Origin of the sequence: Brumimicrobium salinarum (assembly GCF_002844555.1) — a bacterium.
GTDB classification, from domain to species: Bacteria; Bacteroidota; Bacteroidia; order Flavobacteriales_D; family Crocinitomicaceae; genus Brumimicrobium; species Brumimicrobium salinarum.
Genome location: NZ_PJNI01000068.1, coordinates 1 through 282, shown reverse-complemented (window position 1 = coordinate 282; position 282 = coordinate 1). Strand labels below are relative to the sequence as shown.

The 282-nt window shown below is 48.6% G+C and carries 1 pseudogene; it reads right to left on the bottom strand.

The features are described from left to right. Nucleotides 1-138 (bottom strand): annotated as a pseudogene (locus CW751_RS15170) (IS1 family transposase); the annotation flags it as partial. Nucleotides 139-282: the final 144 nt, after the last annotated feature.

Here is a 282-nt window from a genome sequence, read left to right as displayed (position 1 = left end):
CTGAGTGTAACGCTTGCTGATAACGTGCAGCTTTCCCTTCAGGCGGGGTTCATACAGCGGCCAGCCATCCGTCATCCATACCACGACCTCAAAGGCCGACAGCAGGCCCAGAAGACGCTCCAGCGTGGCCAACGTGCGTTACCTAACAATAAACCTGTTTAAATATCCAGATAAAAACATTCAATCTGGGTCAAATGAGTGATACAGTTTCACCCATAAGACCCAATGGAGGCAATATGTCTGAATTTGAATTACTGGCGCAGGATCTGCTTGAGAAAGCAG